The organism is Parahoeflea alexandrii (assembly GCF_024105735.1).
GTDB classification, from domain to species: Bacteria; Pseudomonadota; Alphaproteobacteria; order Rhizobiales; family Rhizobiaceae; genus Hoeflea; species Hoeflea alexandrii.
Genome location: NZ_JAAAML010000002.1, coordinates 486,895 through 502,565 on the forward strand (window position 1 = coordinate 486,895; position 15,671 = coordinate 502,565).

Below are 15,671 nucleotides of genomic sequence, written 5' to 3' on the forward strand. Positions count from 1 at the left end.
AACGGGAACAAAGGAAGCTGACATGACAAAGAATTCGATCACAGCTGCGGCTGTTTCGGTGCTGGCACTGGGACTGGCTCTCGGAGCCCCACCTGCCATGGCCGCCAAGATGGATGTCACCATCGGCATGCAGCTTGAGCCGCCGAACCTCGATCCGACCGGCGGCGCCGCCGCGGCGATCGACGAGGTGGTCTACGCAAACGTCTTTGAAGGCCTCACCCGCTTTGGCTCCGACGGCGCAATCCTGCCGGCGCTGGCCGAAAGCTGGGAGATCTCCGAGGACGGCCTGAGCTACACTTTCAAGCTTCGTGAAGGCGTGAAGTTCCATGACGGCACGGATTTCAATGCCGAAGACGTGAAGTTCTCGCTCGACCGCGCCCGCGCCGATGAGTCCACCAACGCCCAGAAGGCTCTGTTCGCCGACATCGCCTCGGTCGAGTTGGTTGATCCCGCCACTGTCAAGGTGACGCTGTCCAAGCCCAACGGCTCGTTCCTGTTCAACATGGCCTGGGGCGATGCAGTCATCGTCGCGCCTGAATCGGCAGCAGACAACGCCGCAAATCCGGTCGGCACCGGTCCCTTCACCCTGACCGAATGGGTCAAGGGCGACCGGGTCGAACTCGGCCGCTACGACGGCTACTGGGGCACTCCGGTCAAGCTCGACAAGGTGACCTTCAAGTTCATCTCCGACCCGACGGCGGCCTTTGCCGCGATGATGGCCGGCGACCTTGACGCCTACCCGGCCTTCCCGGCCCCGGAGAACCTGGTCCAGTTCGAGGCCGATCCGCGCTTCGAGGTGATCACCGGCTCGTCCGAAGGCGAAACCATTCTCGCCATGAACAACAAGCAGGCGCCGCTCGACAACATCAAGGTGCGTGAGGCGATCGTCCATGCCATCGACCGCCAGGCGATCATTGATGGCGCCATGTTCGGCTACGGCACGCCGATCGGCACCCACTTTGCCCCGCACAACCCGGCATATGTCGATCTGACCGCCCAGTCGGCCTACGACCCGGAGAAGTCCAAGGCGCTGCTGGCGGAAGCCGGCGTCAGCGATCTTTCCTTGTCGCTGAAGCTGCCGCCCCCGAGCTATGCCCGTCGTGGCGGCGAGATCATTGCCGCCCAGTTGCGTGAAGTCGGCATCAATGTCGACATCACCAATGTCGAATGGGCGCAGTGGCTTGATGATGTCTTCAAGGCCAAGAACTTTGACATGACCATCGTTTCGCACACCGAACCGATGGATATCGGCATCTATGCCCGCGACGACTACTATTTCCAGTACGGTGATGCGGATTTCAAGGCGATCATGGCCGATCTTGCCAACGCGACGGATCCCGCCAGGCGCACAGAGCTGATGCAGGCTGCGCAGAAGAAGATCGCCGACGATTACGTCAACGGCTATCTGTTCCAGCTTGCCCGCGCCGGCGTCATCAGCGCCAAGCTGAAAGGCATCTGGCTCAACGCGCCGACCCAGGCCAACGACATGACCGGTGTCTACTGGGAAGATTGAGACCGTCGATGCTTCTGATGGCCGGGTCTGACCCCGGCCATCCCATCCCCATGCCCCTGGATCATGCCCCCCTGGATCGTGCACGATGACCGCTTATCTCCTGCGGCGCCTCCTGTCCCTGTCGCTCAGTCTTGTTGCCGCAAGCCTGGTCATCTTCCTGGTGATGGAAGTGGTGCCCGGAGATCCGGCATCCTTCATGATGGGCATCAATGCTGATCCGCAGGCAGTCGCCGCCTTGCGGACCCAGCTTGGCCTCGATCAGCCGCTGCCACTGCGGTATCTCGGCTGGATCTCAGGTTTGCTGCAGGGCGATTTCGGCATTTCCTATACCTACCGGGTCCCGGTTTCCGAACTGATCGCCGAGCGGGTGGTGATCTCCTTGCCGCTGACGCTCTATGCGCTGGCGCTTTCGACCCTGATCGCTTTCCCCGCGGGAATTCTGGCGGCCTCCCGGCGCAACTCGGCCTCCGACCTGTCGGTCATGGGCGCCACCCAGCTTGGCGTGGCGATCCCGAACTTCTGGTTCGCGATGATCCTGGTGCTGGTCTTCGCGGTCAATCTGCGCTGGTTTTCCGCCGGCGGATTTCCGGGATGGGAAGCCGGCTTCTGGCCGGCAATGAAGGCGCTGACCCTGCCGGCCATCGCGCTCGCCCTGCCGCAGGCCTCGATTCTTGCGCGCGTAATGCGCTCGTCGCTGATCGACACGCTCAACGAGGATTTCATGCGCACCGCCCGCGCCAAGGGGTTGAGCCGCGGCCAGGCGCTCAGGCGCCATGCGCTGCGCAATGCGCTCATCCCGGTGCTGACCATCATCGGCCTGCAGTTTTCCTTCCTGCTTGCCGGCGGCATCATCATCGAGAATGTCTTCTACCTGCCCGGTCTTGGCCGGCTGGCGTTCCAGGCGATCACCCAGCGCGATCTGATAGTCGTCCGCTCCGTGGTGATCCTTCTGGTCTTCGCCGTCATCGTCGTCACCTTCCTGGTCGATCTCGCCTATGCGGCCGCCGACCCGCGATTGCGCAGGCGCCGGACATGAGCACAAACCCCACGGATCGCTCCTTCCTGCGGATGGCGGTCGGTCATCCCGCCTTTGTGCTCGGCTTTGTGCTCTCCGCGCTGTTCATCGCGCTTGCGCTGGTCTCGTTCATCTGGACGCCGTTCGATCCGACCCGGCTCGATATCGCCGGCAAGCTCAAGGGCCCGTCGCTTACGCACTGGTTCGGAACGGATCATTTCGGACGCGACATGTTTTCCATGATCATGGTCGGCGCCCGGGTTTCGATCGCCGTGGCCTTCGTCGCCGTTGGCATCGGCATGATCGTCGGCGTGCCGCTGGGGCTTTACGCAGCCGCCCGCAGGGGCAGCCTGCTCGACGAGATCATCATGCGCGGCAACGATCTGGTCTTTGCCTTTCCGTCGCTGTTGCTGGCGATCATGATCACCGCCGTCTTCGGGCCTGGCTCCGTCAATGCCATCATCGCCATCGGCATTTTCAACGTGCCGGTGTTTGCGCGGCTGGCGCGCGGCGCGGCGCTGTCGCTGTGGACCCGCGATTTCGTGCTTGCGGCGCGGGTGGCGGGCAAGACCAAGGCGAGGATCTCGGCCGAACACATCCTGCCCAACATCGCCAACCTGCTGATCGTGCAGGGCACCATCCAATTCTCGCTCGCCATCCTGGCCGAGGCGGCGCTGGCCTATGTCGGGCTCGGCGCGCAGCCGCCGCTGCCGAGCTGGGGCCGCATGCTCGCAGACGCGCAGACGCTGATTTCGCTCGCCCCGCACATGGCCTTGTTTCCCGGCTTTGCAATCATTGTCACCGTGCTTGGGCTGAACCTTCTGGGCGACGGTCTGCGCGATCTGTTCGATCCCAGGCTGAGACGGGGGCGCTGATGACGGTGCTTTCCATCTCCGGTCTGAAGGTCGATATCCACAGCAACACGGTGCTGCACGACATCGACCTGACGCTTGAGCCCGGCCGCATCCTCGGCGTCGTCGGCGAATCCGGTTCCGGCAAGTCGATGACCGCGCTCTCGGTCATGCAATTGCTGCCGCACGGCAGCCGCTGGAGCGGGTCGATCAAGCTTGCCGGGACCGAACTCGGCACACTCGACGAACCGGCGCTGTGCAAGGTCCGCGGCCGCGATGTCGGCATGATCTTCCAGGAACCCATGACCGCGCTCAACCCGGTCCGCACCATCGGCGATCAGGTCGCCGAAACCGTCCGTATCCATACCGGCGCCAGCCGCCGAGAAGCATTCTCCATCGCCCGCGAAATGCTCGACCGGGTCGGTCTGCCCGAGGATCGCTTCCCGCTCGACCGCTTTCCGCATGATCTCTCCGGAGGCCAGCGCCAGCGCGTGGTCATCGCCCAGGCCATTGCGCTGAGGCCAAAGCTGCTGATCGCCGACGAGCCGACCACGGCGCTCGATGTCACCACCCAGGCGCAGATCCTCGATCTGCTGAGAGAGCTGGTCCGCGAAGAGGACATGGGCCTGATGCTGATCACCCATGATCTGGCGGTCGTTGCCGGGCTCGCCGATTCCATCGCCATCATGAAGGACGGCGCGGTGGTCGAGGCGGGGCCGACCCGCGAGATTTTCCGAGCCATGCGCCACCCCTATACGCGGGCGCTGTTTTCCGCGTCCGCCCATGTGCCCGACCGCGGCCGCAAGCCCGAATCCGGCAAAGCACCGGTGCTGGCGGTCGAGAACGTCGTTCGCGATTACCAGCAGCCACGCCGCAACCTGTTTGTCAAACCGCCGCCGTTCCGCGCCGTTGATGACGTCAGCTTCGAGATCTCCCATGGCGAGAATGTCGGCCTGGTCGGCGAATCCGGCTGTGGAAAATCGACGCTTGCGCGCTCGATCCTGGCGCTTGACGGATTGCAGGGCGGCGATATCCGGCTTAACGGCCATGTCTTTTCCAGCGCCGGCGAAGGGCCCCACCCGGAACTCCGGGCGCGGATGCAGGTGGTGTTTCAGGACCCCTACGGCTCGTTCAACCCGCGTCACCGGGTCAGGCGGCTCGTTACGGAACCGTTCCATCTCGTCAGGGATCCGCCGCGTGGCGCCGAGCTGGAGAGCCGGATCGACCGCGCGCTGACCGAGGTCGGGCTCGCATCGAGCGACGCCGACAAGTATATCCACGAATTTTCCGGCGGCCAGCGCCAGCGCATCGCCATCGCCCGGGCGCTGATCATCGAACCGGCCTTGATCGTGCTCGACGAGGCGGTCTCCGCCCTCGATGTCTCGATCCGCGCCCAGATCCTCGATCTGCTGGCCGGCTTGTCGGACCGGCTCGATCTGTCCTATCTGTTCATTTCGCACGATTTGTCCGTGGTTCGTGCCATCACCGACCGGGTGCTGGTGATGAAGGACGGCAAGATCGTCGAGCAGGGCGAGACCGAAACCGTGTTTCGCAATCCGCAGCATCCCTATACAAAAAAACTGGTGGCGGCGACGCCATCGCTGGAAGCGGCGCTTGCCGCACCGGCACACTGAAAGTGAAGAAAGGACGACCCGTGAGCGAGCTTCTCGACGCCGGATTTGACACCAGTCAGTGCCTGATCGGCGGTCGATGGATCGGCGCCAGCGGCGGCAAGACATTGCCAGTCGAAGATCCGTCGACTGGTCAGGAAATCGGCCGCATCGCCCGCGGCGGCAAGGCCGAAATCGAGGCCGCGGTGGATGCCGCGCAATCCGCTCTCACAGGCGAGTGGGGCCGCATGCCCGCCGCCGAGCGCGGCCGCCTGCTCGCAAAGATCGGCCGCGCGGTGGAGGAAAACGTCGAGTGGCTGGCCAAGCTCGAGGCTCACGATGTCGGCAAGCCGCTGACCCAGGCCCGCGCCGATGCCCGCGCGCTCGCGCGTTACCTCGAATTCTACGGCGGCGCCGCCGACAAGATCCATGGCGAGACCATTCCCTATCTCAACGATTACACCGTCTACACCCTGCGCGAGCCGCATGGCGTAACCGGCCACATCATCCCGTGGAACTACCCGATGCAGATCCTCGGCCGCTCGGTGGGTGCTGCGCTGACTATGGGCAACGCCGCGGTTCTGAAGCCGGCTGAGGAAGCTTCGCTGACCGCGCTGGCCTTCGCCCGCATCGCCATGGAGTGCGGCCTGCCCGCCGGAGCGCTTAACGTGGTCCCGGGTCTTGGCGAGGAAGCCGGCGCGGCGCTCTGTTCGCATCCGGGCGTCAATCACATCTCGTTCACCGGTTCGCTCGAGACCGGCCGCAAGATCCAGCAGGCGGCCGCGCAGAACGTCATCCCGGTGACGCTGGAACTGGGTGGAAAATCCCCGCAGATCGTCTTTACCGACGCCGATCTCGATCGCGCCCTGCCGTTCCTGGTCAATGCTGGCATCCAGAACGCCGGCCAGACCTGTTCCGCCTCGTCGCGCATTCTGGTCGAGGCATCGCTGCACAAGGATCTGGTCCGGCTGATGAGCGAGCGCTACAAGGCGCTGACCGTCGGTGCGGCGATCGAAGACCAGACGGTCGGCCCGCTGATTTCGGCGCGGCAGAAGAATATCGTGCAGGGTTTTCTGGCCGAGGCCGACGAGGATGGTCTGGCGCCGGTGGCGGAAGGCCAGATGCCGAAATCTGCCCCGATGGGCGGCCATTATGTACGCCCGACGCTCTATGGCGATGTTAATCCCGGCCATGCGCTGGCCCGCGACGAGATTTTCGGTCCGGTGCAGGTGATCATCCCGTTCCGCGACGAGGAGGAGGCAGTCAGCATCGCCAACGGCACCGATTACGGCCTCGTGGCCGGTGTCTGGACCCGGGATGGCGGCCGCCAGATGCGCCTTGCGCGCGAAATCCGCTCCGGCCAGGTCTTCGTCAACAATTACGGCGCCGGCGGCGGCGTCGAGCTGCCCTTCGGCGGTGTCGGCAAATCCGGCCACGGCCGGGAAAAGGGCTTCGAGGCGCTGTACGGCTTCTCGGCGCTGAAGACCGTCGCCGTCTGGCATGGCCGTTGAAATTCGAAGCGAGGAAATACCGATGAGACTTGAAGGCAAGACAGCGCTGGTGACTGGCGGCGCATCCGGATTTGGCGCCGGCATTGTCCGCAAATTCCTGGCGGAAGGCGCGCGCGTAGCCATCGCCGATATCAATGCAGAAGCGGCGAATGACTTCGCGGCCGGGCTTGGCGACCAGGCCTTCGCCGTGGCGGTGGATGTCTCCCGCAACGACAGCGTGGCGGCGATGGCGAAAACCGTGCTCGAGCGTTTCAGTGGCCTCGACATTCTCGTCAACAATGCCGGCATCACCCATCTTCCGGCGGCCATGGAAGACATCAGCGAGGAGGATTTCGACCGCGTCCTCGCCGTCAACACCAAGTCCGTCTACCTTACCGCGCGTCACTTCGTTCCGGTCATGAAACAAAAACGCGCGGGCGCCATTCTCAATGTTGCCTCCACCGCCGGCGTCAGCCCCCGGCCGCGGCTGAGCTGGTACAATTGCTCGAAAGGCTGGATGATCACTGCCACCAAATCGATGGCTGTCGAACTGGCGCCGTCAGGCGTGCGCGTCAACGCCATCAACCCGGTGGCGGGCGAGACGCCGCTGCTTAAATCCTTCATGGGCGAGGACACGCCGGAAATCCGTGCAAAGTTCCTGTCGACCATTCCCCTTGGTCGTTTTTCGACGCCTGAGGACATGGGCAATGCCGCCTGCTTTCTCTGTTCCGATGAAGCGGCAATGATCACCGGCGTGACCATGGAAGTCGACGGCGGTCGCTGCATCTGAGGCGGCGCGCCAGTGAATCGCTTGCCATGCGTGACCTGACCGGCTAGCAGGGAGCCAGCTTGCAGCACCGCGCGGCCCATGAGGCGCGACAAGGGTGCCGTGAAGCTTTGCACTCATGCACATGCGGTAGCGTCCAAATCCACCATCTGGGCGCAACATGCATTGGGAGACCAGACCATGCGCCTCGGCGGACGCCTGCAAGCAGCCATTGAAGTCCTGAGCGAGATCGATACCCGGCACCGGCCGGTTCCCGATGCGTTGAAGGACTGGGGCCTGTCGCACCGGTTCGCCGGCTCCGGCGACCGCGCGGCGATCTCCAACCTGGTGCATGACGCGCTGAGAATGAAACTGTCGCACGGTTTCATCATGGATGGCGATACTCCCGCCAACCTTGCCATTGCCACGCTGCTGCGGCAATGGCGGATCAGCCCGGAAGAGCTTGTCAGCACGCTGGACGGGGATCGTTTCGCTCCCGAAATTCCTTCGACGGAGAGGCTTGCCGATTGTCTGGCGCGCGACCTGTCGCAGGCCGAGCCGCATGTACGCGCCGACATCCCCGAGTGGCTGGTGAGATCTTTCGAACGGGCCTTCGGATCCGAATGGGAGGCGGAAGCCCAAGCCATGACCGCCCGTCCGCCGCTTGATCTCAGGGTCAACACACTTGCAACCAATCGTGACGAGGTGCTGGAAGCCTTTGCCGAGCAGGGTGCGAGGCCGACCCGGTTGGCACTCAACGGCATCCGGATCGAAGCCGGCGAAGGACCTCAGCGCCAGATCGCTGCCACCAGCGAAGTCAGCTTCGCCCGCGGCTGGTTCGAAATCCAGGATGAGGGCTCGCAACTGGCCGCAGCGCTGGCCGGTGCCCATCCCGGCGAGAAAGTGCTCGACTTTTGTGCCGGTAGCGGCGGCAAGTCGCTGGCCTTCGCCGCGATGATGAACAACGAAGGCAGCATCAACGCCTATGATGCCGACCGGCGCCGTCTCGCCCCCATGGTTGAGCGGATCCGCCGCGCCGGCGCCGAGATCATCTACATCAAGGAACGTGCCGCCAACCTTGCAGGTCTCGAAGGCCGCATGGATCGTGTCCTGATCGATGCGCCCTGCACCGGCACCGGCACCTGGCGCCGCCGCCCGGACGCCAAGTGGCGCATTTCCGAAAAGAACATCGCCGACCGCACCGCTGACCAGGACAAGGTGCTGGAAGATGCATCGGTCTATGTTCGCCCCGGCGGCGAACTCGCCTATGTCACCTGTTCGCTGCTGCCCGAGGAAAACACCGACCGCGTGAAGGCCTTCCTGCAGCGCCACCCGGAATTTGAAACCATCAGCCTCAAGGAACGTTGGCGTTCTGCCGTGGCCGATCCCGCTGCGCCGGTCCCCTACGCGGACCAGAATTTGGGACTGGTACTGTCGCCGCGGCGGACCGGCACTGACGGATTTTACTTTGCCGGGTTCCGCCGCAAGCCCGACTAGGGTGTGTATTCCGGACCGTGTAATGATGAGAAGGGCAAGAACGTGAACAAGAAAAATGCGCTGACGCTGATCCTTTTTATCGTGCTGACCGTCGCCGGCGGCAATCTCGTCGGATATCTGTCGATTCCGGGCGCCTGGTACGAGGGTTTGCAGAAGCCGTGGTTCAACCCGCCCAACTGGATTTTTGGCCCGGTCTGGACGGTCCTCTACGTGCTGGTGGGTATTGCCGGTGCCCGGGTGTTCATCCGCGAGCGCGGCGGAAGTCTGACCAGACTCTGGTTCCTGCAACTGGCACTGAACTTTGCCTGGTCGCCGGCCTTCTTTCTCATGCAGCGACCGGACCTCTCGCTCGTCGTGCTGCTTGGCATGCTGGTGACGATCCTGCTGTTCATAGCCAAGGCCTGGAACCGGGACCGTCCGTCGGCCCTGCTGTTTCTTCCCTATGCAGCCTGGGTCAGCTTTGCCGGCTGCCTCAACGCGGCGCTATGGTGGTTGAACTAGCGTCCCGGACGCGCATCGAAAATTCGCTTGCTGTTTGACCGGCGGATTGGCACCTTCGCATCTGCGAAAGGAAAACCGCATGAACGAGAGGCCGGACGAAAATTTCCGAGAGCGCGTGACCGGCAGTTTTGCCCGCCAGAATGTCATGCAGACCATTGGCGCCGAGTTGACCAGGGTCGAGTACGGCATTGTCGAGATTGAAATGCCGTTTCGCGCCGATCTCACCCAGCAGCACGGCTTTCTGCATGCCGGCATCCTTTCCACCGCGCTGGATTCCGCCTGCGGCTATGCGGCGCTTTCGGTCATGCCGGAGGATGCCGCGGTACTGACCATCGAATTCAAGATCAATCTGCTGTCGCCCGGGCGCGGTGACCGGTTCCTGTTTCGCGGCGAGGTGACAAAGCCCGGCAGCACCATCATCGTCAGCGACGGACGCGGCTATGCGCTGACGGATGGCCCGGCAAAGCTGGTTGCCTCCATGACCGGCACTATGATGGTGGTTCGGGGACGCGAAGGGATAGCGGGATGAATGGCACGATCAAGCCGGTTGGCGGGCGCAAGATCCTCTATGTTATGGCGGCTGAACCGGAATACGGTCCGCATCTCAAGGCCCGGTTCGAGCCGCTGATCACCGGCGTCGGACCGGTCGAGGCCGCGGGCGCGGTAGCCGCCGGCCTCTCCGTTCCGGGGCGCGACCGTCCGGACTGCATCGTCTGTCTCGGCTCCGCCGGATCGCGCATGCTGGAACAAACCGGCATTTACCAGGTCTCCTCGGTCAGCTATCGCGACATGGATGCAAGCCCGCTCGGCTTCGAGAAGGGCCGCACCCCGTTTCTTGATCTGCCCGCGATCCTGCCGCTGCCGGTGATCGCCGATGGTGTCCCTTCCGCCAGCCTTTCCACCGGCGCCAACATCGTATCCGGCGCGGCCTATGATCTCATCGACGCCGACATGGTCGACATGGAAACCTTTGCCGTGCTGCGCGCGGCCAGCCGCTTCGATGTGCCGGTGATCGGCCTCCGCGGCATCTCCGATGGCAAGGCCGAGCTCAATCACATCGACGACTGGACCGAGTATCTGCATGTGATCGATGAAAAACTGGCTGAAGCCGTGGATCGCGTCGAGCAGGCGATTGCATCCGGCGCGGCTTTGGCTTAATCGCTCGCCATGAACGATATCCTTCACACCACTCATCCCGATTCCATCCTGATCATCGATTTCGGCAGTCAGGTTACGCAGCTCATTGCCCGCCGGGTTCGCGAAGCCGGCGTGTATTGTGAGATCGTCCCGTTCCAGCTCGCCGATGAAGGCTTTGAGCGGATGCAGCCGAAAGGCGTGATCTTTTCCGGCGGACCGGATTCGGTCACCCGCGAAGGCTCGCCACGCGCGCCGCAGGCGGTGTTCGATTCAGGTGTTCCCATCCTCGCCATCTGCTACGGCCAGCAGACGCTGTGCACCCAGATCGGCGGTAGCGTCGAAGGCGGCCATCACCGCGAATTCGGCCGCGCCGATGTCGAGATCCTCAAATCCTCACCCTTGTTCGAGGGTTTCTGGGAAGTCGGCAAGAAATATCCCGTCTGGATGAGCCACGGCGACCGGGTCACGCGTCTTCCGGAAGGCTTTGAGGTGATCGGCACCTCGCCGAATGCTCCCTTTGCCATCTCGGTTGACGAGAAGCGCCGCTATTACACCACCATGTTCCACCCGGAAGTGGTGCACACGCCCGATGGCGCGAAACTCTTGTCCAACTTCGTGCACAAGATCGTCGGCCTCAAATCCGACTGGTCGATGGCCGCCTACCGCGCCGAAATGGTGCAGAAGATCCGCGACCAGGTCGGCTCTGGCAAGGTCATCTGCGCGCTTTCCGGCGGTGTCGATTCCTCGGTCGCGGCGCTGCTGATTCACGAGGCGATCGGCGATCAGCTGACCTGCATCCTGGTCGACCACGGCCTGATGCGCATGAACGAGGCGCGCGACGTGGTCGCCATGTTCCACGAGCATTACAATCTCAACCTGAAAATGATCGATGCCTCCGATCGCTTCATCTCGCAACTCGAGGGCGAGGCCGATCCGGAAGCCAAGCGCAAGACCATTGGCCGCCTGTTCATCGAGGTGTTCGAGGAAGAGGCGAAGAAGATCGGCGGCGCCGATTTCCTCGCCCAGGGCACGCTCTATCCCGATGTCATTGAAAGCGTTTCTTTCTCCGGCGGTCCGTCGGTCACGATCAAGTCGCACCACAATGTCGGCGGCCTGCCCGAACGCATGAACATGCAGCTGGTCGAGCCCTTGCGCGAACTGTTCAAGGACGAGGTCCGTGTGCTGGGCCGTGAGCTCGGCCTGCCCGACAGCTTCATCGGTCGTCACCCGTTCCCCGGTCCCGGTCTTGCCATCCGCTGCCCGGGCGGCATCACCCGCGAGAAACTCGACATCCTGCGCCAGGCCGACGCCATCTATTTGGACGAGATCCGCAAGGCCGGCCTCTACGACACGATCTGGCAGGCATTCGCCGTGCTTCTGCCGGTGCAGACCGTCGGCGTCATGGGCGATGGCCGCACCTACGAATTCGTCTGCGCGCTGCGCGCCGTTACCTCGGTCGACGGCATGACCGCCGATTTCTACCCCTACGACATGGATTTCCTCGGCAAGACCGCGACGCGGATCATCAACGAGGTCAAGGGCATCAACCGCGTCGTCTACGACGTCACCTCCAAACCCCCCGGCACCATCGAGTGGGAATAACCGGCGAGTGGGAATGAGGCACTGAAACCACGGGACTGCACATGACCGTCACCATTTACGGCATCAAGAACTGCGACACGATGAAGAAGGCGCGGACCTGGCTCGCTGACCATTCCATCGAGGCCGGGTTCCACGACTACAAGGCGTCCGGCATCGATCGGGCGCATCTGGTGCGCTGGTGCAATGAATCTGGCTGGGAAACCGTTCTCAACCGTGCCGGCACCACCTTCCGCAAGCTCGATGAGGCCGCCAAGCAGGATCTCGATCAGGAAAAGGCCATCGCGCTGATGCTGGCGCAGCCCTCGATGATCAAGCGTCCGGTGCTGGAAGCGGACGACCGGATCATCATCGGGTTCAAGCCGGACCGGTACGAGCAGTTCTTCGCCTGAGGAGAGGTGAGATGGCGAAGACCACCCGCGCCACGATAGAACTCACCAAGCTCGGTATTGCCTTCACCGTTCACAGCTATGACTACGATCCCGACGCCGAGAGCATCGGCCTGCAGGCAGCCGAGGCGCTCGGCGAGCCGCCCTCGCGTGTGCTCAAGACCCTGATGGCGGAGCTTGACGGCAAGCCGGTCTGCGTCGTGCTGCCGTCCGACCACGAGGTCAGCATGAAGAAGCTGGCCGCAGCCCTTGGCGGCAAGTCGGCCACGATGATGAAGTCCGCCGACGCCGAACGGCTTACCGGTTACCATGTCGGCGGCATCAGCCCTTTCGGCCAGAAAAAGCGGGTGCCGACCGCCATCGAAATGGCGGCCTTGTCGGAGCCCTATGTCTTCATCAATGGCGGTCAGCGCGGGCTGCAGGTCCGGCTTGACCCGAAGCATGCTGCACAAGCGCTCAATGCGGTTTCTGCCGAAGTCGTCGCCTAATCCCGCAAATTTATAGCCGCGTGATCAGCCAGCGGACTGATACACTTCAGCCGGTTCAGCCTGCCGCCATGTCCTGCCTGCCGGTCCGGGCCGCTAGTGCCGCAACCATCTCGACCGCCCGGCGCAGATCGGCCTCGAACAGAGCCATCTGCCTTTCCCGCTCCGCCGGATCGGGCAGACGCAGCAGGAACGACGGATGCACGGCCAGCAGCACCGGGGTGCCGTCGGCCAGCTGTTCCACCGTGCCGCGGCGGCGCAGAATATCGGCGCCGGTTCCGGTCAGCGCTTCCGCGGCCGTGGCGCCGAGCGCCAGGATCAGCTTCGGCTTGACCAAGGCCCGCTCGGCATCCAGCCACCAGCGGCAATGCTCGATCTCGCCGGAATTCGGCCGCTGGTGCAGCCGCCGCTTGCCGCGCGGGCTAAACTTGAAATGCTTGACCGCATTGGTGACGAAGGCCTCCTGTCTCCGTAATCCAGCGGCCTCCGCAACCCGGTCAAACAACTGCCCGGCCGGGCCGACAAAGGGCAAGCCTGCCAGGTCCTCCTGGTCGCCCGGCTGCTCGCCGACAATCATCAGCGCGGCATCAAGCGGACCCACACCCGGTACGGCCTGGGTTGCGTTTTGGTGCAGCGGACAGCGCGTGCAAGCGTGGATCGCCGCGGGCAGCGCCTCCTTCGGGCCCTCCCAGGCTGACATGTGCGCGGCAAGCTGCTGGCGGGCCTTTTCGGCGCGGACCGGAGGCAGGGTAGGCGCTGCGTCCGCCATCGCCCGGGCTCGCGCCGGGGCATTGGCAATCAGGTCGGGGATCGTCGCTGCCTCCGGCAGATTCTTCCAGTATTTCTTTGGCATTTCCGAGGTCATCGCCTGCACCTTCAGCCGCGCCGGATTGAAGATACTGCGGAAATAGGTGAGCCACAGCGCCTCGCTGGCATCATCGGGCAGCTCCGGCTTGGCTTGCCCCGGGGCAAAGGACAGCTTGCCATTCATGAAGATGGCTGTCTTTTCCGGTGTCACGATCCGCCAGTCCATGTCGCCAAACCGCCGCGCAAAGAAATCTGCCGTGGGCTCCAGCGTGTGATGGGTAGGTTCGAACCAGGCGGCGAAGCTGCGCCTGGGGTCGTCTCGATTGCCGATCTCGCGGAACCGGACGAAGGCCTTCATCTTGTGCTGGCAGCGGCGCACCGATTTTTCCATCCCGCGCAGATGCGCCAGTTCCGTGTCGCCACGGTCGGCAATCAGATGGGGTGCGTCCTTGAGCCGCCACAGGAAGGCATAGAGCCTCGCAAAACGGTCGGGATCGCGGTGCCAGCACACGGTCTCCGCAAGCTCGACGAAGCTGCGCGGCACCGTCATTTTCACCGGTGCGGCGGCTGCCGCGGGCTGGTCGTCAAACAGTCCACGCTCGGTCTGCTCGCTTCCCCACGAAATGTCGGCAGGCGACAGGCCCTCGTTCAGACAGGCGCGCGCCGCCTTGCGCCAGGCCGCGGCCGTCCCGAAGTCTGGAACGATGATATGCCGCATCACAGCAGCGACAATTGCTGTGGCGGCGGCAGGAAGCGGCTGCGAAGCTGCGCCGTGTCGATCAAGCCGCCCGGCGACCAGCCCTGCGCGGTCACGAACGGTCCCGCCTTCTTCATCGATCCGCCCATTCGCACCACGTCCTCGTAGCGGATGCTGCGATAGCGTCGCGTGCTCAGGATCCGGCTGACGGTTTTCACCCCGAAGCCCGGCACCCGCAAGAGCAACTCGCGGTCGGCGCGGTTGATGTCGACCGGGAACACTTCCCGATGCTTGAGCGCCCAGGCCAGTTTCGGATCAAGATCGAGGTCGAGATTGCCGTCACGCGCGCCGCTGACGATCTCCTTGAGGTCGAAACCATAGAACCGCAGCAGCCAGTCGGCCTGGTAGAGCCGGTGCTCGCGCACCAGCGGCGGGGAGATCAGCGGCAGCCGCGACGTGCTGTCGGGGATCGGCGAGAACGCGGAATAATAGACCCGTTTGAGCTGGTAGGAGGAGTAAAGCCGTGTCGATTCGCCCAGGATCGCGGCATCGTTGGAGCCGTCGGCGCCGATAATCATCTGGGTCGACTGTCCGGCCGGCGCAAACTTTGGGGCCTTGCGGCCGGTATGGGTCTTGTCGCGGGCCGCTTCCTTGCGCAGCCGCACATCGGCCATCGCCCGGCGGATCTGCCCGGGGTTCTTTTCCGAGGCGAAGGTCTTCATGCTGGCGTCCGTCGGCAGTTCCACATTGATCGACAGCCGGTCGGCCAGCCGCCCCGCTTCCTCGATCAGTTCGGGCGCGGCATCGGGGATGGTCTTGAGATGAATGTAGCCGCGAAAATTCTCTTCCTCACGCAATTTGCGGACGATCTGCACCATGTCCGACATGGTGGCGTCGGGCGAACGGATGACGCCGGAGGACAGGAACAGACCCTCGATGTAGTTCCGGCGGTAGAAATCGATGGTCAGGCGCACCACCTCGTCGACCGAAAACCGCGCGCGCGGCACGTTCGATGACACCCGATTGATGCAATAGGCGCAATCATAGATGCAGAAATTGGTCATCAGGATCTTGAGCAGACTGATGCAGCGCCCGTCGGGCGCGTAGGCGTGGCATATCCCGCTGCCCTGGTTCGAGCCGAGCCCCTTGCCGTCGCGGCTGTCGCGCTTGGTTGAGCCAGACGAGGCGCAGGAGGCGTCGTACTTGGCAGCGTCGCTAAGGATCGCCAGCTTTGATTCGAGTGTCTTTCCGGTCATGTGTTCCTTATATGTTCCACTCGTGACCGCGGCAACAACCCATGTTGCACCTGAAAGG

At 63.6% G+C, this 15,671-nt stretch carries 15 protein-coding genes; 13 read left to right on the plus strand and 2 right to left on the minus strand.

Features of this window, described 5'->3' with window-relative positions:
* Positions 1–22: 22 nt before the first annotated feature.
* The 13 genes from GTW23_RS12060 to ybaK all read left to right on the plus strand — a co-directional run bounded on the left by GTW23_RS12060 (position 23) and on the right by ybaK (position 12,856).
* Complete coding sequence (locus tag GTW23_RS12060) at positions 23–1,513, plus strand: ABC transporter substrate-binding protein (RefSeq protein WP_252915950.1); 1,491 nt, start codon at positions 23–25, stop codon at positions 1,511–1,513.
* 85 nt (positions 1,514–1,598) lie between these two features.
* Positions 1,599–2,549 carry an ABC transporter permease gene (locus tag GTW23_RS12065; protein WP_252915951.1) on the plus strand — a complete coding sequence of 317 codons (951 nt, stop codon included), beginning with the start codon at positions 1,599–1,601 and terminating at the stop codon, positions 2,547–2,549.
* Positions 2,546–3,403: an ABC transporter permease gene (locus tag GTW23_RS12070; protein ID WP_252915952.1), complete on the plus strand. Its 858-nt coding sequence runs from the start codon at positions 2,546–2,548 to the stop codon at positions 3,401–3,403. Before GTW23_RS12065 ends, GTW23_RS12070 begins: the two co-directional genes overlap by 4 nt.
* A complete protein-coding gene (locus tag GTW23_RS12075) occupies positions 3,403–5,013 on the plus strand; it encodes an ABC transporter ATP-binding protein (RefSeq protein WP_252915953.1) in 1,611 nt (536 codons plus the stop codon). The genes GTW23_RS12070 and GTW23_RS12075 overlap by 1 nt, the downstream gene beginning before the upstream one ends.
* Positions 5,014–5,033: 20 nt before the next feature.
* The gene (locus GTW23_RS12080; RefSeq protein WP_252915954.1) at positions 5,034–6,500 is read left to right on the plus strand and encodes an aldehyde dehydrogenase family protein; all 1,467 of its coding nucleotides are present in this window, start codon (positions 5,034–5,036) and stop codon (positions 6,498–6,500) included.
* A gap of 22 nt (positions 6,501–6,522) precedes the next feature.
* Positions 6,523–7,269: an SDR family oxidoreductase gene (locus tag GTW23_RS12085; protein WP_252915955.1), complete on the plus strand. Its 747-nt coding sequence runs from the start codon at positions 6,523–6,525 to the stop codon at positions 7,267–7,269.
* Positions 7,270–7,446: 177 nt separating this feature from the next.
* Positions 7,447–8,742: an RsmB/NOP family class I SAM-dependent RNA methyltransferase gene (locus GTW23_RS12090; protein WP_252915956.1), complete on the plus strand. Its 1,296-nt coding sequence runs from the start codon at positions 7,447–7,449 to the stop codon at positions 8,740–8,742.
* Between the two features lie 42 nt (positions 8,743–8,784).
* Positions 8,785–9,243, plus strand: a complete 459-nt coding sequence (locus GTW23_RS12095) for a TspO/MBR family protein (RefSeq protein WP_252915957.1) — start codon at positions 8,785–8,787, stop codon at positions 9,241–9,243.
* A 79-nt stretch (positions 9,244–9,322) separates the two neighbouring features.
* Entirely contained in the window at positions 9,323–9,772 is a 450-nt protein-coding gene (locus tag GTW23_RS12100; RefSeq protein ID WP_152010950.1) for a PaaI family thioesterase, read from the plus strand.
* Entirely contained in the window at positions 9,769–10,401 is a 633-nt protein-coding gene (locus tag GTW23_RS12105; RefSeq protein WP_252915958.1) for a 5'-methylthioadenosine/S-adenosylhomocysteine nucleosidase, read from the plus strand. Before GTW23_RS12100 ends, GTW23_RS12105 begins: the two co-directional genes overlap by 4 nt.
* Positions 10,402–10,410: 9 nt before the next feature.
* Entirely contained in the window at positions 10,411–11,982 is a 1,572-nt protein-coding gene (gene guaA, locus GTW23_RS12110; protein ID WP_290128954.1) for a glutamine-hydrolyzing GMP synthase, read from the plus strand.
* Positions 11,983–12,023: 41 nt separating this feature from the next.
* Positions 12,024–12,371, plus strand: coding sequence for an ArsC family reductase (locus GTW23_RS12115; protein WP_252915959.1), 348 nt, complete (start codon positions 12,024–12,026; stop codon positions 12,369–12,371).
* A gap of 11 nt (positions 12,372–12,382) precedes the next feature.
* The gene (gene ybaK / locus GTW23_RS12120) at positions 12,383–12,856 is read left to right on the plus strand and encodes a Cys-tRNA(Pro) deacylase (RefSeq protein WP_152010946.1); all 474 of its coding nucleotides are present in this window, start codon (positions 12,383–12,385) and stop codon (positions 12,854–12,856) included.
* 55 nt (positions 12,857–12,911) lie between these two features.
* Here ybaK and GTW23_RS12125 read toward each other — a convergent pair whose 3' ends face one another.
* Together GTW23_RS12125 and GTW23_RS12130 are read right to left on the minus strand one after the other, a co-directional pair.
* Positions 12,912–14,378, minus strand: a complete 1,467-nt coding sequence (locus GTW23_RS12125; protein WP_152010945.1) for a UdgX family uracil-DNA binding protein — start codon at positions 14,376–14,378, stop codon at positions 12,912–12,914.
* On the minus strand, positions 14,378–15,613 hold the full coding sequence (locus GTW23_RS12130) for a putative DNA modification/repair radical SAM protein (protein WP_152010944.1): 1,236 nt from the start codon (positions 15,611–15,613) through the stop codon (positions 14,378–14,380). Before GTW23_RS12130 ends, GTW23_RS12125 begins: the two co-directional genes overlap by 1 nt.
* Positions 15,614–15,671 lie beyond the last annotated feature (58 nt).

What these genes read in the sequence shown, in the direction of transcription:
- GTW23_RS12115 (WP_252915959.1), top strand. Translation starts at nt 12,024, where the DNA reads ATGACCGTCACCATTTACGGCATCAAGAACTGCGACACGATGAAGAAG.
- GTW23_RS12075 (WP_252915953.1), top strand. Translation starts at nt 3,403, where the DNA reads ATGACGGTGCTTTCCATCTCCGGTCTGAAGGTCGATATCCACAGCAAC.
- GTW23_RS12090 (WP_252915956.1), top strand. Translation starts at nt 7,447, where the DNA reads ATGCGCCTCGGCGGACGCCTGCAAGCAGCCATTGAAGTCCTGAGCGAG.
- GTW23_RS12085 (WP_252915955.1), top strand. Translation starts at nt 6,523, where the DNA reads ATGAGACTTGAAGGCAAGACAGCGCTGGTGACTGGCGGCGCATCCGGA.
- GTW23_RS12065 (WP_252915951.1), top strand. Translation starts at nt 1,599, where the DNA reads ATGACCGCTTATCTCCTGCGGCGCCTCCTGTCCCTGTCGCTCAGTCTT.
- GTW23_RS12070 (WP_252915952.1), top strand. Translation starts at nt 2,546, where the DNA reads ATGAGCACAAACCCCACGGATCGCTCCTTCCTGCGGATGGCGGTCGGT.
- GTW23_RS12130 (WP_152010944.1), bottom strand. Translation starts at nt 15,613, where the DNA reads ATGACCGGAAAGACACTCGAATCAAAGCTGGCGATCCTTAGCGACGCT.
- ybaK (WP_152010946.1), top strand. Translation starts at nt 12,383, where the DNA reads ATGGCGAAGACCACCCGCGCCACGATAGAACTCACCAAGCTCGGTATT.
- GTW23_RS12100 (WP_152010950.1), top strand. Translation starts at nt 9,323, where the DNA reads ATGAACGAGAGGCCGGACGAAAATTTCCGAGAGCGCGTGACCGGCAGT.
- guaA (WP_290128954.1), top strand. Translation starts at nt 10,411, where the DNA reads ATGAACGATATCCTTCACACCACTCATCCCGATTCCATCCTGATCATC.
- GTW23_RS12105 (WP_252915958.1), top strand. Translation starts at nt 9,769, where the DNA reads ATGAATGGCACGATCAAGCCGGTTGGCGGGCGCAAGATCCTCTATGTT.
- GTW23_RS12125 (WP_152010945.1), bottom strand. Translation starts at nt 14,378, where the DNA reads ATGCGGCATATCATCGTTCCAGACTTCGGGACGGCCGCGGCCTGGCGC.
- GTW23_RS12060 (WP_252915950.1), top strand. Translation starts at nt 23, where the DNA reads ATGACAAAGAATTCGATCACAGCTGCGGCTGTTTCGGTGCTGGCACTG.